Below are 18211 nucleotides of genomic sequence, written 5' to 3' on the forward strand. Positions count from 1 at the left end.
GAAAAGGCCGGCCCTTTCAGGATTGGATAAAAGATACAGCTATGCAGAAGATCTCTCCCGGAAGGAGAGCGAACGGTACCGGCGGACGGAGCCGGAAAAAGCAAGGTCAGATAAGCCGGACCAACGGTTTCATAACGTGGGCGAGGATGACGCGCTCAGCGATCAGGATGTGACAAATGTATGTACAATATTTTACATGATGCAAATATTTTACATTTAATTTTTACATTTGTCGAAGGGACACTCGCACACATCGTATATGCTTGACATCAAAAAACTACGGAAAGAAATGGGCCTCTCCCAGCTGGATTTTGCCCGGCTGATGGGCGTTTCGCGGCAGACCGTCGTCAACTACGAAAACGGACTGCCTATCCCGGCATCCCGGATCTCCTTTATTGAAAAAATGAAGGATGACTTCGCCGGAGCCGCCAAAAAAAGAAAACCGGAAGCGGAAATACTTCCCGGTTTTGACGAATATAGCGACGCCGGATTCTCGAAATCCGGCAACCATTTCCTCGAGCACTCCTCGGGGCAGTTGATCATGTCGGTTCCGCTGGTCGAATCCTACGCCTACGCCGGCTATCCCGCAGGCTGGAACGACCCTGAATACCTGGAAGAGTTGCCAAGGCACAGCATCACCGTCGAAAAGCACCACAAAGGCGTATACCGGTCGTTTCGCGTCCGCGGGGATTCCATGGATAACGACAGGCGTAATGCCATATGTGCTGGTGACATCGTGTCCGGACGGCGCATCGAACGGCAATACTGGCAGAGCAAACTACACCTGCACAAGTACAAGTATTATGTCATCGTTCAGGAAGACGGTATTATCGTGAAGTGGATTTACGACCACGATGTAGAGGCCGGAATCGTCTACTGTCGTTCGCTGAACCCTGACAAGGAGCTTTACCCGGACTTCGAACTGCCGCTGTCCGATATCCTCGAACTGTATAACATCGTGAGCGTAGACCGGAAGTTTGCCTTCTGAGAAAAGGTGCAGGCAGCTTTTCCGGCCTGTAGCTGGGGTACTTTCCGGCCGGTTTCCCGAAATGTAAGATTTTTGTAAGATGCGTTTCTGACGTCTGACGGCAGGCTCAGGATAAGTTTGTCGCCTGGTCCGGTGATCGCCTGCGGGCTTCGCCGGCGACAATCTCCTGTACCGGGAAAACCTTCCCGCCACCTGTTGTCACACGTATGAAACCTCTTTACCTTTCTTTCGGGAGACCGTCCGTTTTCCGTTTCCTGCTGTTGCTGTCACTGCTTTGCCTGGGGAGAGTATCCCGCGCCCAGTTTACGGAGAATTTCGAATCGGCATCCTTTCCTGCTTCGTGGAAGGTAATCAACGTCGCCAGCGGGTCAACCGCCGGCTGGACCATCCTGCAAAATCAGCTCGGTACCACTGCTTATCAGGGCTCCCGGATGGCGTATTTGCAGGGAAATGTCATCGGCTCCTCGGCACCGCATGACGACTACCTCATTACTCCGGCTATTACGGTCACCGCCGGGGTCAACGACTACCTGTCTTTTTATGCACGGGTCGGTGTGACCACCGCCTATTCCGACGCCCTGAGCATCAAGGTATCCACCACCGGAAACGACGCGGCGGATTTTACGGCAACCCTTGCGTCCAACGTCAAACCAACTACTTCGTGGAGTAAGTACGGCTATGATTTATCGGCTTATGTGGGCAAAACGATATACGTAGCGATTTATAACAATACGTATGACGGAGGGAAGAACCTGTACCTCGACAATGCCGTCAGCGGTCCGAAGCCCGGCGCGCCTGCCGGGTGTACGGATGCTCCCAACGGTCAGTACCCCTCCGGCACCGTCAGCGCGGGCAATTGTACGGGTACTCCGAAGGTCGTCACCGACGAAGGATACGCCGGTGAATACAGCGTCGTCAGCCTCAAAGGAGGCGTAACGTATACTTTCAGCAGTTCCAAAGCCACCGACTACATTACGATTTCGACAACCGGCAGAGTCGTCCTGAAACATGGTACTACGCCTGTTACATACACGCCGGCGGCCGACGGGAACGTCCGTTTTTACACCCATACCAACCAGAATTGCGGCGCCGAAAGCACTAACCGTACGCGGGCGGTAGTATGCGGCACGCCCCCGCCGCCGGTCGTCAACGACGAAGCCTCCGGCGCAGTTGCCATGACGGTAGGCGCATCGTGCTCCGGCGGAGCCTATTCCATGAGCCGGGCGACCGCCGCACCAAATGAACCGCTGCCGGGATGCGGTTTGCGGGAAGACGTCGGCGAACAAACGCTCTGGTTCAAGTTTACCGCTCCCGCTTCCGGGGCCGTTAAAATCAGTACGGATTTCGCCGGGACCAGCCTCGACGACCCCCGTATGGCGCTCTACTCTGCCACCAACCCGGCTGATTACAGTACGTTTACCAACCTGGCCTGCGACGATGACGGCGGCGTGAAAGACGGCGGCTGGAAATCCGTCATCTTCTGCACCGGACTCATCGCGGGGCAGACCTATTATGTGCAGGTGGAAGACTACATCGGCAGTTCGGCCAATTTCTGCCTGGAAGTGAAGGAACTGACGGCAGATATGCTGTCTGCGTCGACCGGCTGCACCCCGAACAGCAACAGCGAATTCGGTAGCGTCGTCTACAAGGGCTGGCTGTCGCTGACGGACGACGAAGGACGGCTGATTGCCCTGGTTAAAAACAGCGCCGGCGTTCCGAGCAGCTCCACGACTGAATTGATGCACATACATACCGGTCCGGTCCGGAAAGACGGCAGCGGTACGTACTACCTCGACCGAAATGTCAACCTGCACAATGACAATGCGGGACCGTACGAAGTTGTCCTGTTTTTCCTGCAAAGCGAACTGGCTGCGCTTCAGGCGGCTAGTCCGGCAACTACACTTGGCTCTCTGAACATCACCCGGCAAACCGGCACGGGGTGCGCCAGTGATTTTGACGGAACGCAGGGGACTTCGTCACTGCTGGGAATCTCGTCGTCCGGGTCTACTTCCGACGTCGCCTGGGTGACATTTACAACGCCCGGATTTTCTAACTTTTTCATCGCCGGATCGACCGGCGCGCTGCCGGTCACCTGGGGTAGCTTCACCGCCAGAGCGTCTTCCAAAGACATAACGCTGCAATGGACGACCCGTTCGGAAAAGAACAATACCGGGTTCGTGATTGAGCGCAGTACCGACGCAGTGCAGTTTTCCCGCATCGGATGGAAAGACGGCGCCGGAAACTGGTCGGGTGTGCGGACGTATGAATTTCCGGACCGGACGATCGATCCCGGTGTGACCTATTATTACCGCCTCCGGCAGGTAGATGCAGATGGAAAAGAGTCGGTATCCGTCGTCAGAAGCGCGCAAGTGGAAGGAACAGCTGTCCGGGTAGGTCCCAATCCTGCCAAAGGGCATGTCTATCTGTATTTTCCCGGTACGCTCGCCGGTGTGGCAGAGGTCAGTTTGCTGAGCGGAGAGGGCAGAATCGTGCGGAAGTGGGACAGAACAGAGGTTAAAAACGAACCTGTCCCGCTGGATCTTAGCCATATCGCACCGGGACTATACTTTGTGCAGGTACGGACGGCAGGCGCTGTTTATGCCCGAAAACTTGTCGTCGAGTAAAAATCAATCTACCCGTCTGTGAGAAAAGTACGTCCTCACAGACGGGTAATTACGTCTTCCAGCTCTTCATTGTCGGCGAAATGGTGCTTTTTTCGAATACGGTGCCGTAAAACCTGCACAGTATTCGGCGATACCCCGAGCATAGCGGCCATTTCCCGGTAGGATAGTTTCATGCGTGATAAAACAAAATAGCGTAGCTCACTCAGCGATAGGTCATTGTAGGCCTCTTTTGCCCGGGTAATAAAACCGGGATAGGCTTTGTCGAAAAGACGCTGGAAGGTTTGCCAGTCTTCTTCGGTCAGAATAGAGCTTTGCTGTAACCGGCCGATCAGCCCGTCGTGCTCATTTTCGGATCGCTGGCTTTGTAATTGCTCAATCAGCCGGTTTTTCTCCGAGATACTTTCGGTAAACTGCTTCAGCCGGAGCGTCGCCGTTTCGAGCTCCAGCGCCGCGGCCTGTATTTGCAGGTCTTTTGCCTGTTGTTTTTTCTTTTGGACGAAGTATCCCAGCGTCAGAATAATGACGGCGGCGGAAGCGACGATGAAAAGTAATACCCGCTGATTGGCTTTCTGCTGTTTTTCGAGGGTGAGTTCGGCCTGTCGGAGTTCTTCTTCCTGAAGGTTGATTTTCTGTTGTGCCCGGAGGATTTTCGTAGCGCTGAACTGCTCCTGATAGGCATTGATGGCCTGTATGGTAGAATCGAGGTACAGGCGGGAAAGGTGGCCGTCTCCCGCGGCGCTGTACCACTTGCTCATAACCGGATACAGGAGCTGCAGCCGGTCTTTTTGCCCGGCTTTCTCAATGCATTCCCGGGCTGCGGTGAAGTATTCCCGTGATTTTTCCCGTTGATTTCGCCCGAGAAAAATATCCGCCAGCAGGATGGAAGCGCCGGCCGCCGGGCCGTAGTCGGCCTCCCGGATTGCTCCCTCGAAATCGTATTGCAGTAACGGAATCGCTTTGTCGTATTCGCCGCGGTAGTAGCAGTTGGTACCGAGGTTGCCCATGGCAATACGCCGCCAGAGTTTCTTCGGCAGCTCGAACCTGGTTTTCAGAATTTCCTGAAAATAGTAGTCCGACCGGCGGTAGTCTTTTTCTTTCTGATAACACAGCCCGAGGGTATTGCGGGCGGAGTTCATGAACATGGTATTGAAATCGTTTTCGGGGAGGCGGATAATGCGCTCGAAGTAGCTTTTTGCCCGCTCGTAGTCGTGGAAGAAGTAGTAGGCTTCTCCGATTTTGAGTAGGTCGCGTACGAGCTCCGGGTACTCGTACACGTTGGTAGCCCGTAGCTTTTTGTCTAACAGCATGTACTGTTCAAAAGCCCGTTCGTAGCTTTTTTGCTCCCAGTAGTATTGTGCCAGGACGCGCACGGCCCGGATATGGATATGTTCAATCTTTTCGCGTTCGGACCGGGCGATGAGCGCTTCGATGGCTGTTATGGCACGCGGGGTAGGTATCTTCCGGAAAAAGGCGTCGTGATAGACGCGGAAGAGGTCCATTTCCATCTCCAGTTCCCGGTCATTTTCCTGCCGGGCAAAGGCTTTGATCTGCGCCGTCCGGCGGGCAAGGGCGACGGAGTCTTTCAGACCGAGCAACTCAACGTACAGGTAATGATACCCGTTGATTCGTTGGGCATACGGCCGGTGGACGAGGCTATCGTAGCGGGGCGTTTCCGCCTGTGCGGCAACCGGTTGCGCCCGGGCCGGAAACCACAGGCACAGCTGCGTGAAAAAAAGCAGAAGGTATTTCAAGGCGACGGTGCGGGTATGGGATTTCCGATAGGCAAAAATGCACGTTTTCCTGTCGTATCGGGAGACCTTATTGCCAAACAATACCGAAACCCTTCCCGGTATGGACTACTTCAGCAGGAAGAACGACTGCCTGCTCTTCTTCCGGCAGAAAATGCCAGCCCTGAAACTCCCGCAGAAATCCAGTATTTGTTTACAATATTTAATAATTCCTTCATCTTTATCGGACGGTAGCGTCGCGGGTGGCGGACTACATTTGTTTCCCGGAGCGGTGTTGTGCTGCGGGTTTCGCAGCGGCAGGATACCGCCTTTTTCTTCCCGAAGTATTCCGAAAAACAATCCTCTCTTCTAAAACCTGTTCAGATGAAAACACTTTTCCACTGGGGTGTGCTGAGCCTCGCGGCGGTTTGTTTGCTGGTCGTCAGCTGCCGGAAGGATACCTCCGGCAAATCCGGCAAGGAGCTGGCCGTATATAAAGAGCTGTCGGCCAGTCGTGTACAGCTACCCAATGGCTGGTCGCTCACGCCTGTTGGTACCAGCACCGAGCTGGATGATCTTCCGCTGAATCTCGTTGTCTCCCCCGGAAAAAAATACCTCGCCGTTTCGAACAACGGGCAGAGTACGCAGAGTATCTCCCTGATCGACGCCCGGACGGGCACCGTTCTCGACACTGCGCGCGTGGGGAAGGCCTATCTCGGCCTGGCCTTCAGCGACGATGAAAAGACGCTTTATGCATCTGGCGGAAATGATAACCTGATTCTGACCTATTCCCTCGAAAATAACCAGCTCGTCAAACACGAACCCATCGTATTGGGCAAGCCCTGGCCGGTGCGTATTTCGCCGGTCGGCATCGCACTGGACGACGCGGCACATCGCCTGTATGTCGTCACGAAAGACGACAGCACGCTGTATATCTGCGATACCCGCACCCGGCAGACGCTGAAAAAAGTACCGCTGGGCGCGGCCGCGTATACCTGCCTGCTTTCGCCCGATAAAAAAGAACTATATGTTTCGCTGTGGGGCGGTTCCCGCGTGGCGGTGGTGAATACGGCTGCGCAGACGGTAGCGGGGGAAGTACCGACGAACAAAAACCCGAATGATTTGCTCCTTACCCGCGACGGGCAGTACCTCTTCGTCGCCAATGGAAACGACAATACCGTCGCTGTAATCGATACCAAATCCCGCCGCGTACTGGAAACGCTCACGACGTCGCTTTTTCCTGACGCGCCGGTAGGTACAACGCCAAATGGTTTGGCCCTCAGCGAGGACGAAAACACGCTCTATATCGCTAATGCGGACAACAACTGTCTTGCCGTATTTGACGTCAGCACGAAAGGCCGAAGCCGGTCAAACGGCTTTATTCCCACCGGCTGGTACCCGACGGCGGTGAAGGTGATCGGTAACCGTCTCTTTGTCTGTAACGGGAAAGGACTGACGTCGAAAGCCAATCCCAAAGGCCCGAACCCGTCGCTGGCAAAGGTACCGCAGCAAAAAGGACCCAATCCGCAGGCGTATACCGGCCGGGATCAGTACATCGGCGGGCTATTTAAAGGAACGCTGTCGGTGTTTGCCATTCCGGACGAAGAAACACTGGCGGCGTATTCCCGCGTGGTCTACGAAAACACGCCGTATACGAAAGACAAGGAGCTGCATGCGGAGGGAGAAAAAGGTAACCCGATTCCGATAAAGGTAGGCGATCCGTCGCCGATCAAATACGTGTTCTATATCATCAAGGAAAATCGCACCTACGATCAGGTACTGGGGGATATGAAGGAAGGAAACGGCGATGCGTCGCTGTGTCTTTTTCCGGAGAAAGTGACGCCCAACCTGCATGCGCTGGCCCGGGAGTTTGTGTTGCTGGACAACTTTTACGTGGATGCGGAAGTGAGCGCCGACGGGCATAACTGGTCGTCCGCCGCCTATGCCAACGACTACGTTGAGAAGACCTGGGTGACGAGCTACGGCGGGCGCGGAGGCACCTATGACTATGAAGGCCAAAAAGAAATAGCCCACCCGCGTGACGGCTTCATCTGGGATCATTGCCAGCGCGCCGGGATCTCGTTCCGGACCTATGGCTGGTTTGCCGACGGCGGAAAGCCGAATATCAAAACCCTGGCCGGACACTACGCGCCACATTTCAAGGGGTATGACCTCGGGTACATGGACATCAAACGGGAAGAAGCCTGGGAGGCGGATTTTGACTCCCTCCTGGCGATCGGCAAGCTGCCCCGGCTGAGTACGGTACGTTTCGGAAACGACCATACCTCCGGCGCGGCGGTGGGCAAGCCGACGCCGTTTGCGGCCGTGGCGGATAACGACCTGGCAGTCGGTCGGTTTGTCGAACACCTTTCAAAGAGTAAAATCTGGAAGGAGGCGGTGGTTTTTGTGCTGGAAGACGATGCCCAGAATGGTCCGGACCATGTCGACGCGCACCGGTCTATCGCATTTGTCGCCGGCGGAATGGTGAAACGGGGTTTTGTGGACCACACGATGTACTCCACCTCCGGCATGCTGCGCACGATGGAACTGATTCTGGGCCTGAAGCCCATGAGCCAGTATGATGCGGCGGCGGTGCCGATGTGGCGGTGTTTTGCGAAAACGCCTGATAAACGGACGTTTACGGCGCGCGAAGCGGGCGTAGATCTTAGCCAGCGGAACGTCGCCGTCAATTTCAACTCCCGGCGTACAGATCGCTTTAACCTGTCCGTCCCCGACGCCATCGACGACCTGATTTTCAGCGAAATCGTCTGGCAGACGGTTCGGGGGGATAAAAGTGTGATGCCTGCGCCAAGGAGAGGAGCATTTGTGCGGTTGAAGAAGGGAGGGGGTGAGGAGGAGGAGGGTGAGGATGATGATGATTGAAGGGCGAAAGAAAAAGAAAACCCGCCTGGTGAGAACCGGGCGGGTTTTTTGTGTGGAGTAGGTTTTATTTCGGAGGGTTGAGAGGGTTAGCTAAAATATAGCTTGTGCTCCTGCCTCCGCTATTTTCTTTGAGGAGGATGCCTTGTTCGACGAGGCCGAGGATATCGCGGAGGGCTGTGTCGGTTGATACCTTCATGATTTTTGCCCATTTCGCGGTTCGCAGCTTTCCTTCAAAACCATCCAGAAGTTTGTTAATCATTATTTTCTGGCGATCGTTGAGCTTGGATGAAGAGATGGTTTCCCAGAAGCGTGCTTTTGACAGGACAGTGTCCAACAGATCATTCGCCGCCGAAAGTGCAAGATCGAGGCAATGAAAAAACCACAGAAGCCAACCGGTGATAGTCAAGTCCCCTTTCTGCGTTGTTTCCAGTATCTCGTAGTATTGTTTGCGCTCGAGCCGGATCTGAGCCGACATACTGTAAAAGCGCTGTGCGCTTTCATCAGAACGGGCAAGCATCAGATCGGTCAGAGCCCGCGCAATCCGGCCGTTCCCGTCGTCGAAAGGATGAATGGTGACAAACCATAAATGGGCGAGCGCCGCTTTCAATACCGGGTCAATGCGGTCTTCCGCATTGAACCATGTCAGGAAGGAGTCCATTTCCTCCGGTATCAGAGTCGCTTCCGGTGCCTCAAAATGGGTGATCTCGCGACCAACCCGTCCCGAAACTACCTGCATCGGGCCGTTTTCAGACCGACGCCATTCTCCGGTTGTGATGGCATATAATCCGCTTCTGCCGGTCGGAAACAGCGAGGTATGCCATCCCATTAACCGATCCTTCGTTAACGGGAGCGAATAGTGCTGGGTGGCATCCAGAATCATATCTACAGCGCCATCGATCTGTCTGTCACTCTGAATCGGCGCGCCGATGTCCATTTCCAGCCGTCTGGCTATGGACGACCGAACCTGATCCGGATTAAGTAACTCGCCCTCGATCTCGCTTGTTTTAACTACGTCCTGTGTCAGTGTTTGAAGTACTGCTTCGTCGCGCATAGGAAATCCCAGCGCCTCCATTCGTCCGACAAGCCTGCCTTGTTTGTGACGTACGGCCGCAAGGGCAAATGAAACCGTTTTTTGATCCCAGGAAAAAGCAGGCCATTCCGGCAGTTGATGGATATACATTCACCGCATGTTTTGCGGTGAATGTAAAAAATAACAAGCACACTCACCGCATGATTTGCGGTAAATAAGTCCTGTATTCGCCGCACCGGCCAACGATACCGGCGTGAGAAAGACATATCTCAGCGAATGGAGCGGTGAGACAACCGGGAAGTGATAACAATGAAAGCAGATATAAAACAAAAACGGCTACGACGTTCATCGTAACCGTTTTCTAAAATGCTCCCGAAGCTGGGCTCGAACCAGCGACCCTCTGATTAACAGTCAGATGCTCTAACCGACTGAGCTATTCGGGAGTGCTGTTGAAAGCGAGTGCAAAACTAATGCTTCAAACAGGCGAACGCAAGTGTTTCCAGAAAAAAAATTAATTAAACGTGTTTCGGGACTGCTTGTACTGGTCGTACTGCTCCTGGAATTTCCGGCGGAATTCGAGGGGATCGCTCACCAGTGTGTAGCGGGCATTGGTGACGCCTGTTCCATGAACTGTGATCGTTCCATAGCCCAGCATGCGCGCCCAGACGCTCTGATCGATCTGAATGCTCTCAACCTTGTCCAGGTTCAGCTCGACTGAATCGCGGGCTATGAAGCCGGTTTTGATGATCAGCCGCTTGTTGGTGATGACGAACTCGTTGCTCGACTTCCGGATCCACGCCGCGATCGTCAGCGTGAAGAGCGACGCCCAGGTGAAGAAGATCACCCAGTGATGCGTGGTTTCGTATTCGACTTTTTCGTCTTTGATGAGGTGATTATCGACGTAGCTGCCCATGTGTGATAAGGGAAATTAGGTGTAAAGGGGTGAAAAGACCGGCTGCCCGGCCTCAGGAAAACGGAACATAAACGACTTTCTTCGTCTCGAAAAACTCTCCGGCAAAGTAGTCCGACAGGTTGTAGACCTGCGTCTTCCGGCCCAGCTCCCGGAGCTCTTCTTCGAGATCGCCGCCTTTGAGGTACAAAATACCGTTCCGGAGGTCGTTGAACTGGTTCTTGTGGACTTTCGTCTTGACCCAGCCATAAAACGGCGTCAGGCGCGTGACAGCACGGCTCACGACGAAATCATAGGCCTCCGCCGGTACCTGCTCGGCACGGGTCTGTTGGGCGCGGACGTTCATCAGGCCGACGCCCTTGGCAACTTCCTCCACGACTTTGATCTTTTTCCCGATGCTGTCGACAAGATGAAACCGGCACTCCGGAAACAAAATCGCCAGCGGAATACCCGGAAAGCCGCCGCCCGTACCCACATCGAGGATCTCCGTCATGGGTTTGAACGACATGACCTTCGCAATTCCGAGCGAATGCAGCACGTGCCGCTCGTAGAGATTGTCCACGTCGCTCCGCGAAATCACGTTGATCTGGTTGTTCCAGAAACGATACAGCTCGCCCAACTGGCCGAACTGCTCCTCCTGCCGCGGGGTCAGGGACGGAAAATACTGTTTAATCAATTCCATAGCGCAAAAGTCATTTCCAGGAAACGGTCTTCCGGGAAAACAGCGAAACAAAACCCGACCAGGACAGGTAAAAGGCCCAGAGCAGGTCAAAAAGCGGTAATTGCCATGTGCGGAGGGGAGAGCCGAGTTTCCGGTTTACTCCCGACCAGACCAGCCACACCAGGAGCGTCCGCACGCCAAAAATACCGAGTATCCAGCCAAGTTCTTCCAGGTTGCGGCTCAGGAGGGCGATTACCGCCGTTACCACAAAAATAGCCCAGCTGCCGGCATGGCTCAGCGCCTGCATGCCGAGCAGAAATTGATGCCGTTTTTTGTACAGCTTTCCGACCGAGAGGTGCCGGCGTTTCTGGTGCGACCACTCCTCTTTCGTCTGCTTCGGCACTGACCATACAAAGCTATCCGGGTGCAGGGATACCGTTGTGTTGCGTCCTTTGGCCGTTTTGTTGACGAAGAGGTCGTCGTCTCCCCCCAATACATTCAAAAAGCCATGAAAGCCTTTGTGTTCGAGAAAAAACGACTTCCGGTACATCAGGTTCCGGCCTACGCCCATGTACGGCGCTCCGGCCAGGGCAAACGACAGGTATTGAAGGGCGGTATAGAACGTTTCGAACTGGATGAGGGTATTCAGAAAACCGGGATAGGCAAAGTACGGCGAGTACCCCAGTACAATGTCTCCGGAGAGATTCCCGGCCATGTACCGGACCCAATCGGGCGAGGCGGGGCGACAATCCGCGTCCGTCAGCAAAATGACATCGTATTTCGCTGCCTGAATACCCAGGGTAACGGCGTATTTTTTGGCGGATATATGCGACGGCGTCCGGTTGATCGTCACCACCCGTACCTGCTCCGGCGTAAAACCCTGCAAAAAGGCGTAGGTGCCGTCGGTCGAGCGGTCGTTTACCACGACGATTTCAAACTCCGGGTAGTTCTGTTCCTGCAGCACAGGTATCAGCACCTGCAGGTTTTCCAGCTCATTCCAGGCACATACCACAATCGAAACGCCGGGAAGCGAAGAGGCGGGTTCTTCACCGGGCGTATGAAAGGCCGCCCGGGAAAAGACCAGCAGGTACAGTCCCTGAACAGCGCATACAGTAGAAAGCAGGATAATTCCGACGGTGATCACGGTGGGGAAAAGTCATCAAAGCCGCAAAAATAGCGGTTTGACGGGGAATAATCGCCTGTGCAACACCGGGGATACGCGCCCTCCGGCCCGAAATAATTAACTTTGCCTCCTTTGACTACGGAATTATGCAGTTCGATCTCATCAAGCAGGACCCCGGCAGCAAGGCCCGGGCCGGGCGTATCCAAACCGATCACGGGACGATTGAAACCCCGATTTTCATGCCGGTTGGAACCGTCGGAACGGTTAAGGCAGTGCACCAGCGGGAACTGAAAGACGATATACAGGCACAGATTATCCTCGGCAACACGTATCACCTGTACCTCCGCCCCGGCCTCGAAGTACTCGAAAAAGCCGGTGGATTACATGGATTTAATGGCTGGGACCGCCCTATTCTGACCGATTCAGGCGGGTTTCAAGTGTATTCCCTTGCCGGTACCGGCCGTAAAATCGACGAGGCAGGTGTCAAGTTCAAATCGCATATCGACGGCTCCACGCACTACTTCACGCCGGAAGGTGTGATGGATATACAGCGGACCATCGGCGCTGATTTTGTCATGGCGTTTGACGAGTGTACGCCCTACCCGTGCGACTACGGGTATGCCCGCCGCTCGATGGAGCTCACCCACCGCTGGCTCAAACGCTGCTGCGAGCGGTTCGACGCTACCGAACCGAAATACGGACATTCCCAGACGCTCTTCCCGATAGTTCAGGGCAGTACCTACAAGGATTTGCGCGCCCAGTCGGCCGAATTCATCGCTTCGATGGGCCGGGAAGGCAACGCCATCGGCGGTCTGTCCGTCGGCGAACCCGTCGAAGACATGTATGAGATGACCGATCTCGTTTGCTCCATCCTACCGGCCGACAAGCCCCGGTATCTGATGGGCGTCGGCACGCCGGCCAATATCCTCGAAAGCATCGCGCTTGGCGTCGATATGTTCGATTGCGTGATGCCAACGCGCAACGCCCGCCATGGCATTCTCTATACCACGCAGGGGATTATCAACATCAAAAACGAGAAGTGGCGGGAAGATTTCAGCCCGGTCGACGAAGCCCTCGGCGGCTATGCCAGTACGTTTTACACGAAGGCATACCTGCGCCATCTTTTCAAGTCGGACGAGCTCCTCGGCCCGCAGATTGCCAGCGTGCATAACCTGACGTTCTACCTCTGGCTGGTGAAACAGGCCCGCGAACGGATTCTCGACGGTACCTTCGCCGCCTGGAAAGACGGGATGGTCCGGCAGGTGATGCAACGCCTTTGATCCACAGAAGAGAAGGGAAGAAATAGCAATGCCCCGGAATCCCGTAGGTATCGCAGGGAAGTGAATTGGAATTAACTTCTATTTTTGCGGAGACTGTTTCAAACTGACAACCGGGGGATACGTCCCTTCTCTTCCAACATGAACCTTATGAGAAGATTCTGCTTGCTGTCTTTGCTTCTGGTTACGGGAATCGCCTCCTCATGGTCGCAAACAGTTCCTTACTCGCCGAATGCGCTTTACGAAGGCCCTAACAGCATGAATACCTGGTCGCTGACGGTACGCGGCGGCTCTCCTCAGTTTTTCGGGGATCTCCGGGAATATGATTTCTGGCCGGCTCCCCACCCCAAAGAATACTCTCCCGCCTCTGAGCGTGGCGCTTTCGGTTTCGGAGTAGACCTCAACAAACAGCTTTCGCATCTTTTCGGCTTAAGCCTCAAAGGCGATTTCGGAAACCTCCGGGGCGCGAAAAGCCGCATCTATAACTCGTATTTCCGCGCGGATTACTACCAGGGCGCGCTCGTCGGCAGTACCAACCTCAAAAGTCTCCTCTTCGGGCCGCGGAAGCTCAACCGCTGGAAAATCGATCTGCATGCCGGAATCGGCGTGATGTGGTTCAAATCCACCGCCTATGAAATCGGGACGGGTCGCGTGCAGCGCATGTCGAACCCCACACTGACGGTTATCGAAAGCGACCCGGCCTACACGGGTATCAAGGCATCGACAAAAAGCATGACACGGGAAGTGGTTTTTCCGGTCGGACTGGCGGTTTCCTATGAACTTTCTCCCCGGTTTGACCTTGGTTTGGATATTGTGCTGAATAATGTCAATACGGAAAAGCTGGACGCGACCGTCGGCGGAGACAACACGTCAATGTATGACAAAACAGGTAACCGGGGCGATATCAGCACCTTCAAGAAAGGTAACTCGGACCTCGACAAATACGCGACGCCGTATCTCTCCCTGACCTACAAATTCGGTCGGAACGCCATCAAGGTAGGACGCGATAAAGTATGGGACTCTTCCAAGGGTACTTACCACCTCCGCAATACCGATCCCCGCCTGCTGATCAAGCCGGAGAAGATCCTGACGATGTCGGAAATCGATTCGATTGCGAAGGCCAACCGCCCGAAAGACATCGATCCCCGTCTGCTGATCGATTCGGACGACGACGGCGTTTCCGACTACTTCGACAAACAGCCGAATACACCTGCCGGAAGTATCGTTTCCGGCGCGGGTGTAGCCATCGATTTCGAGCAGGTAGTCAACTCGCTCGTGCCGGGTCAGGCCTGTTTGGAAATTTTCGCCAATATCCAGTTTGATACCGATAAGAGCGTCGTCAAACCGGAATACAACGATATGCTGCGGAAAGTGGCTGAATTGCTCAACCGGACCAACTGCCGCCTGCAATTAACCGGCCATGCCGACCGCCGCTCGTCTGACCGCCACAACGTGGCCCTGTCTGACCGTCGGGTACAGGCTGTCAAGAAATACCTCATCAGTGCCGGCGTAGCGAATCCGAGCCGGATTCTGACGGATTCCTTCGGGTCGTTCAAACCCATTGCTGACAATTCCTCGCGGGAGGGTCAGCAACGCAACCGTCGGGTAGAAATCCGGTTGCTGCCCTGATAGTTAACAGATAGCAGAAAAGCCCCGCGACATCCTCGCGGGGCTTTTTTGTGACCTGAAAATACCTGCTGTGTATTCTGTGCTTTCTGTGAGAACATACTTTTCTTTTCTCACAGAAAGCACAGAATACACAGAAAATGGGGATATCGTGGTCATGAACAAGACAAGCGGCTGGTATCCTGAACAGATACCAGCCGCTTGTCTTGTGTTGTAAAAGAAGGATTATGGACGAACAACGAGCCGTTTCGTCCGGGTTTCGGTAGCCGTCTGAATCCGCAGAATATAAACACCCGGCTGCGTACCGAGGCGCAGGAATTTCCGCTCGTTAAATTCTGTCACCCGGCCCTGGTAAATGACGGTCCCGTTCATGGTCGTCACCGATACATCTGCATTTTTCCAGACGTCTTTGGTTTCGAGCGTGAAGTCGCCGGTCGTACTGAAGTTCGGATACACGATGAAGTTATCGCTGTTGGCATTGTAAGCAAAAGTATACGGCTGCGAAACGGCCGAAAAGCATGTGAAAGAGCCTGTGTCAACTGTGTAGCGAATAACGCTGCTGACGCGGTACGTCCCCTCTTTCAGCGGCTTGAAGTACACGGAATTGAACGTCAGCGTGTCTTCCCCGATAAACCAGGAATTCTGCGTGCCGGGGATATCGGCTTTCGCCTGAAGGGTATACGGGCTGATAGCCACGATCGTCGGCGTCTGCGGATTCGGACGGGAACTCACCGTCACCGGATCAGAGAGGTTTTTACAATTATTCTGATCGGTAGCCTGGGCGTAGTACGTACCGGAAATACCTGTTTTGAGCGTGGCATTGTCCGAAACCTGGGTCGTTCCCGAAACCCAGGAAGCTTTCTGATCGGTAATGGCTTCGAGCGTAACAGTTTTCCCTTCACAGAAGGCCAGCAGGCCGTCTTTTACACGGGTAGTAGGCTTGGCGGGCAGGGGATTGACTTTCACGCCCACAGCGTCCGACCAGGGCGAATAACAATTCGCTTTGCTGATGGTCTGTACCTGAAACGAACCGTTTTGGTTAACGGTAATGCCGGCGGACGTCTGGCTCTGGTAGTTCCAGTTGTATCCCGATTCGGAAGCGCTGGAGGTCAGGGTGACGTTTTCTCCGTCGCAAAGCGAGACGCTGCCGCCGCTGATTGTCCGGCTGGCTGTGATACTCGGTTTTGCAGGGGCGGGGTTCACCGTTACCTGAATGCCGTCGGACGCAGCCGAAGTACACTGGTATTCGTCGACGACCTGAGCCGTGTATACTCCGGACGTAGACGGCTGGATGGTTTTGTTATTTGAGCCGTTGCTCCACAGGTAGGAACTGGCGTTTTGATCCACCGAGAGATTACGTCCTGTTCCTTCGCAGAAAGTAGTCGACCCGTCTGCCGAAATACTGGGTTTCGCCGGGCGGGAGCGCTGGATGATCTGTACTGTTCCGGACGCAAATTCACAACCGAGTACATCCTTGTATTTCAGGCTGTAAGAGCCGCCGTTCGGAGCCAGGCTGATGCTCTGGGTCGTGGCGCCCGTACTCCAGGTATTGCCGGTGTTGTAGGAAGAAGTCAGAACAGGCGAAGACCCCTCGCAGTAATAGGCATTGCCGCCGGTATACTTCAGATCATTGCTGTTGATCGTCGGAACGGATGGTACCTTGTATGGAGCGGAGAAGCGGGTTTTATTGCCGCTTTTCACCTTCGCGAAATAAGTCCCCTGCCCGACGGTGACATTGGAACCGGTGGCGCCGTTGCTCCAGGCGTAGGGAGTTTGCCCCGGAACGGTCAGCGTGAGGGTATTGGTGCCGGCACAAGCTGCTGAAATACTAAGCAGGTCGGCGGCTTCCATCGGAGCAGTATTGGCGAAATAGGCGTCGGTCAGACTGTTTCCCCAGGCCTGAGCGACAGTGGGAAGTGCTTCTCCGTGGAAGTGTACATCGCCGGGAGGGTCGACCCGGGGAATGTCAATGCCATCGGTTGCAGGTCCGGGATAGACGTCCGATACACTGGCGATTACCTGATTCTGACCGTTGATCGTAGCTTGCCAGGTTTGTCCTGAATTGTATGAAACCCGCGAAACCATCCAGGAAAGCCGGTTGTAGCCAAAGTCGCTCCGGCTCTTGGCAATAACTTTCGTCAGATCTGAAACATAGCTGGCAGTGGAAGTTTTCATCGTCCAGTCGTCGGCCTCTCCCTGGTGCCACAACACACCGCGTACGCCGGTCAGCGAGCAGTAATAATTGAGCGTGTTTTTCAGATTGTCATAGGGAATGCCCTGCGGATAGTAGCCGGCTTCGCCGCAGGAAGTACAGTACCGGTTCTGGGTGCGGATCCCTTCGGATGACTCGCGCCAGTTCTGGACCGTTGTCCTGTCTGTCGCCGCATTGTAAAAGAGAATGGGTACGTTAAGGCGGCGTGTAAGGATCTCGCCGACCATCCCCCAATACCAGGAATTCGGACCATTGGGAAGTACATTGGAGCCGGCCGTCATGCGTTTGAATGCCGGTGACTGCGGGTTGGATGGGAATCCGTCTTCGTAATTGGAACCATCAGCGATGGAGATACGCTCGTCGGACGGATCCGGAATAGCTGTCCCCGGAACTCCACGGGCATTGGATTGGCCGGCGACAACAAATACTTCTCCTACGCCTACCCGGTCGACCCGGTCCGTGGCGACGACATTGCCCTGGTAGCTGCCACGGACTTCCAGGGTATACCAGCCCCCGGACACCGTCAGTGCCCCGGCAAAAGCGCCGCCGGACGGCGACTGCTGTATCGTTGTCCAGTCAATGAGGTTGCCTCCGTTTACCGGCGTGAGCTTCGCTTCGACCTTATCTACAGCCTGGTAGTACGTTCCGGCAATCTGCATTTTGGTCTGATTGGCATTATTGCGCTGGAGAACAATGCGATTGAGCGGAAACGTAACGGCGATCTGGGCGTGAGTAATGACGGGTACAAGTAAAAAAATAAAGACAAGGTTGCGGAAATACATGATTAACAGTTCATTCTGGGTCTGAAGAAAGTCCTTTTATAGTATCGTTTTCAGGGGGTCCCGGTTATCATGGACAGCCTCCGGAAGAACAAGCGATCCCCGATCCGGACGACCGCCTATGGCAGCCTTTCCCCGGAATAGATACGAGGTATTGTGCTTCTACGTTGCTCTCAAGACAAAAATTATGCTAGAGAGGTTGGATGGCCGTGCGGAATTCGGGCATAAAAAGACCTATAGGCTGAACGAAAAATGGTCCTATGCTCATATTCCGAACCGGCAGGGAAAGGTGGTAAGGGTAAAATCGACTTCAAAAATCGGAGAAAAAACCAAGACGGACATTCCACTTACTAAATTCCTCGTATCAACTG

The 18211-nt window shown here is 54.5% G+C and carries 11 protein-coding genes and 1 tRNA gene; 5 read left to right on the top strand and 7 right to left on the bottom strand.

Annotation, left to right across the window (positions count from 1 at the left end):
• The first annotated feature begins 259 nt into the window (after positions 1-259).
• Positions 260-988, top strand: coding sequence for a LexA family transcriptional regulator (locus tag BLR09_RS07885; protein WP_093200078.1), 729 nt, complete (start codon positions 260-262; stop codon positions 986-988).
• Positions 989-1194: 206 nt separating this feature from the next.
• The gene (locus tag BLR09_RS07890; protein ID WP_093200080.1) at positions 1195-3612 is read left to right on the top strand and encodes a T9SS-dependent choice-of-anchor J family protein; all 2418 of its coding nucleotides are present in this window, start codon (positions 1195-1197) and stop codon (positions 3610-3612) included.
• Between the two features lie 35 nt (positions 3613-3647).
• Here the strand turns inward: BLR09_RS07890 and BLR09_RS07895 are convergent, their stop codons facing one another.
• A complete protein-coding gene (locus tag BLR09_RS07895; RefSeq protein ID WP_093200082.1) occupies positions 3648-5363 on the bottom strand; it encodes a tetratricopeptide repeat protein in 1716 nt (571 codons plus the stop codon).
• A gap of 360 nt (positions 5364-5723) precedes the next feature.
• Between BLR09_RS07895 and BLR09_RS07905 the strand changes: the two genes are divergently transcribed.
• Positions 5724-8222 carry a bifunctional YncE family protein/alkaline phosphatase family protein gene (locus BLR09_RS07905; protein WP_093201375.1) on the top strand — a complete coding sequence of 833 codons (2499 nt, stop codon included), beginning with the start codon at positions 5724-5726 and terminating at the stop codon, positions 8220-8222.
• A 64-nt stretch (positions 8223-8286) separates the two neighbouring features.
• Here the strand turns inward: BLR09_RS07905 and BLR09_RS07910 are convergent, their stop codons facing one another.
• The 5 genes from BLR09_RS07910 to BLR09_RS07930 form a co-directional block, all read right to left on the bottom strand.
• A complete protein-coding gene (locus tag BLR09_RS07910; RefSeq protein ID WP_093200088.1) occupies positions 8287-9402 on the bottom strand; it encodes a Fic family protein in 1116 nt (371 codons plus the stop codon).
• 219 nt (positions 9403-9621) lie between these two features.
• Positions 9622-9695, bottom strand: a tRNA-Asn gene (locus tag BLR09_RS07915).
• Between the two features lie 68 nt (positions 9696-9763).
• Positions 9764-10165 carry a PH domain-containing protein gene (locus tag BLR09_RS07920; RefSeq protein WP_093200091.1) on the bottom strand — a complete coding sequence of 134 codons (402 nt, stop codon included), beginning with the start codon at positions 10163-10165 and terminating at the stop codon, positions 9764-9766.
• A gap of 52 nt (positions 10166-10217) precedes the next feature.
• A complete protein-coding gene (rsmG, locus tag BLR09_RS07925) occupies positions 10218-10844 on the bottom strand; it encodes a 16S rRNA (guanine(527)-N(7))-methyltransferase RsmG (protein WP_093200094.1) in 627 nt (208 codons plus the stop codon).
• A 10-nt stretch (positions 10845-10854) separates the two neighbouring features.
• Positions 10855-11967 carry a glycosyltransferase gene (locus BLR09_RS07930; protein WP_093200098.1) on the bottom strand — a complete coding sequence of 371 codons (1113 nt, stop codon included), beginning with the start codon at positions 11965-11967 and terminating at the stop codon, positions 10855-10857.
• A gap of 125 nt (positions 11968-12092) precedes the next feature.
• Between BLR09_RS07930 and tgt the strand changes: the two genes are divergently transcribed.
• Positions 12093-13226, top strand: coding sequence for a tRNA guanosine(34) transglycosylase Tgt (gene tgt, locus BLR09_RS07935; protein WP_093200099.1), 1134 nt, complete (start codon positions 12093-12095; stop codon positions 13224-13226).
• A gap of 147 nt (positions 13227-13373) precedes the next feature.
• Positions 13374-14852 (top strand): OmpA family protein, encoded by a 1479-nt coding sequence (locus tag BLR09_RS07940; RefSeq protein WP_093201377.1) that lies wholly within the window; start codon positions 13374-13376, stop codon positions 14850-14852.
• Between the two features lie 222 nt (positions 14853-15074).
• Here the strand turns inward: BLR09_RS07940 and BLR09_RS07945 are convergent, their stop codons facing one another.
• Positions 15075-17843: a T9SS type A sorting domain-containing protein gene (locus BLR09_RS07945; protein WP_093200100.1), complete on the bottom strand. Its 2769-nt coding sequence runs from the start codon at positions 17841-17843 to the stop codon at positions 15075-15077.
• Positions 17844-18211: the final 368 nt, after the last annotated feature.

Origin of the sequence: Siphonobacter aquaeclarae, assembly GCF_900103285.1 — a bacterium.
GTDB lineage: Bacteria > Bacteroidota > Bacteroidia > Cytophagales > Spirosomataceae > Siphonobacter > Siphonobacter aquaeclarae.